This window comes from Streptomyces sp. NPDC058664 (assembly GCF_042716635.1).
Taxonomy (GTDB): Bacteria; Actinomycetota; Actinomycetes; order Streptomycetales; family Streptomycetaceae; genus Streptomyces.
This window is the reverse complement of record NZ_JBHXRW010000177.1, coordinates 1-2,544: the sequence shown is the minus strand read 5'-3', so window position 1 is coordinate 2,544 and position 2,544 is coordinate 1. Positions and strand designations below refer to the sequence as shown.

Annotated in this window: 3 protein-coding genes; all 3 read left to right on the top strand. The window is 69.3% G+C overall.

Annotated elements, in window-relative coordinates; genetic code table 11:
- The first annotated feature begins 658 nt into the window (after positions 1 to 658).
- The gene (locus ACFWUY_RS41255; protein ID WP_384122070.1) at positions 659 to 1,321 is read left to right on the top strand and encodes a hypothetical protein; all 663 of its coding nucleotides are present in this window, start codon (positions 659 to 661) and stop codon (positions 1,319 to 1,321) included.
- A gap of 149 nt (positions 1,322 to 1,470) precedes the next feature.
- Positions 1,471 to 1,917 (top strand): hypothetical protein, encoded by a 447-nt coding sequence (locus tag ACFWUY_RS41250; RefSeq protein WP_384122068.1) that lies wholly within the window; start codon positions 1,471 to 1,473, stop codon positions 1,915 to 1,917.
- A gap of 297 nt (positions 1,918 to 2,214) precedes the next feature.
- The coding region (locus ACFWUY_RS41245) for a ParA family protein (protein ID WP_384122064.1) at positions 2,215 to 2,544 on the top strand (330 nt) is incomplete at its 3' end.

Here is a 2,544-nt window from a genome sequence, read left to right as displayed (position 1 = left end):
CCCGACAGACCCGACCAGACGTGCCACCCGAGCCAGAACATGCGTTTCCACGGCAACACCCGAAAACCAGCGGGTTGCTGGAATGAACATCCCGCCCACGCCCGCCGAGGCGTTTCAGCTCCTTTCAGATCACTTTGGAGCAGCTTCAGCGTATTTTCGGGCACCTTTCGCCGCCTCCGGGAGAAACGGAGACCTGCACCGGTAAATCGCACCGGTGGAGCCAATCGTGAGTCTGGTCACATATTGGCTACGTCGCGACACGGGCGACAGGAGCGACAGGAGCGCCACGAACCCGCGCGGTGCTCGTGCCGGATCGGGTGGATAATCGAACGTATGTGCGAATCGATTCAGCCATACCTCCACAACGCGCGGTCGGCCGACAGCGCGCCCCGGTTCTGCCCCGTCGGACATCGACTCGGGCCTGGAAGAGTCCTCGTCGGTGCGATCCCGTGCCTACGAATCGGCGGCCACCACCGCACCCACCACTGCCTCTCGTGCGGCGCGACCATCTACAGTCCACCCGCGCACACCGACTGCGAGCACTGAACCACGCGCTTGGCAGTTCTGAAACTGCTAACCTTGTTGGCAGTTCTAGAACTGCCAATCTGGGGGAGCACGTGGCCACAGCGACACCGGAACGCTCGACGACCTGGTGCTCATGCTGCGCCCCGCCTGGCGCGGATGCGGGTACGACACCCACAAGGGCTCGCTGTGGATCGGTCGCCGCACCGACAGTCCACCCGCCGCCCAGATCACCCGGCGCCGACTTGCCGCCTTCGCCGCGACCCTGCCCGACGACGTGCGCGAGCAGCTGCGCGCCGACCGACGCGGGCGCACCTACCCCGAGACAACTCGGGTGATCTGGTGGGCACTCGGCCTCGGCCACCCGCCGGCGGAACGTCGTCCGCCTATGGCCTCCTATCGGCGCACCCCGGCCGGGCCATGCGATGTGCCGTGGCGCAACGCTCTCGGCGACCCTGGCAGTCCTGTGACTGCTACCGTCGCGGCCGTGACCACCGATCGCGCACCCGAGACCGTCTCCGCTGCCGACCGCGTCGCAGCGCTGCGCGCGTCCTGGGCCTCCGGACAGCCACTTACCGGCGGCTCCCTGTTCGGGCTGCCTGCCCTCGACGGCGACGTGTGGGCCGACATCGCCGGGGCCACCGTGATCACCGGGCTGCCCGCCAAGACCATCACGTCCTACCTCGCCCGTGACAAGCCGAAGTCGAACCCGTTCCCGAAGCCCTCGCAGTACCTCGGCCGCAATTACTGGCCCGCCTCGGTCCTGCTCGAATGGGCAGCCGAACAGAGCGACCGATAAGGCATCAGGCGCTGCCACCAAAGTGCATTTCGCCTGTTCCGAAAGCCCTTGTGGCACTGAATATCTCGGCCCTGGTGCTGAAAATTCCGGGCTGTTACGCTGCGTGAGCAGGCGGCTAAAACGGCTCCTGACCTGGGAGGGGACCACACATGACTACCACGCCCGCCGCCGCTGTGACCGCGGCTCTCGCTGCCGCTCAGACCGCCGCCGACGCCGCCCAGTGGGCTGCCGCCGCTGCTCACGCCCGGCACGCGGCCGCGCTGGCTACCGCCCTCGCCACCGCGGCCGCCCCCGCTCCTGTCCCGGTCCCAGTCCCGCCGCGTGCGTCAGTCCCGCCCAGCGCTGCCCCAGCCGGTCCCGTCCCGGGTGCTGGTGCCAGCGCTGCCGAGTCGGCCGCGTACCTGCGCTCCTGCGGCACCGCCACCGACGGCGCTGCCTACCTCGCCGGGATGAGCAAGGACGCTCTCCGGGCGATTGCGACCGCGGTGGGCATCACGCGTGTGCCCGCCAGCATGAGCGCGCCCGCACTGCGGGACCGGATCGTGCAGCACGCCATCACCGCGCGAATCAAGTTCGCCGGACTACGCAGCTGGTGATCGGGCGGGCCTCGCCGACCCCGGAAAAGCAGTTCCCAAGGTGCGCGCGTCAGCGGACGTGCGTCCGCGCGCCCGCGGTCGCATGCACGCGGACCTGCGTACGCGCGCCCGCTGGCACGTACACGCGGACTCGCGTACGCCCGACCGTGGACGCGCGGCCACGCGTACGCGCTGACACGCGCCCGCGTACGCGCGTACGCGCGTATACACGCCCGCGCGTGCGCGCGTCCACGCTGACACGCGGCCGCTTGGGCGCGTCCGCTCGCACGCGAGGACCGGATGTGCGATTGTGCTCGCATGAGCAGAGCCAAGGTCGTTGCCATCGCCAATCAGAAAGGCGGGGTGGGGAAGTCGACCATGACCATGTTCGTCGCCCGGTCGGCTCTGACCCACTACAGCTGCCGGGTCCTGGTCGTCGACATGGACCCCAGCGGCAACGTCACCACCGGCCTGCTCGCCAAGCCGCTGCCCGCCGATGGCATCAGCCTCGCTGACGCGCTCGCGCCGTCCGCCGGCGTCCCGTTGCGGGAGGTCATTGTGCCGACGATCTGGGATGGCGTCGATCTCGCCCCGGCCGCGTGGACCCTGACCACAGCTGACCAACAAGTGGCCTCGATGCAGTGGGGC

Bases quoted from the DNA above. Each gene is read 5' to 3' on its own strand.
- ACFWUY_RS41255 (WP_384122070.1), top strand. From the start codon at position 659: ATGCTGCGCCCCGCCTGGCGCGGATGCGGGTACGACACCCACAAGGGC.
- ACFWUY_RS41250 (WP_384122068.1), top strand. From the start codon at position 1,471: ATGACTACCACGCCCGCCGCCGCTGTGACCGCGGCTCTCGCTGCCGCT.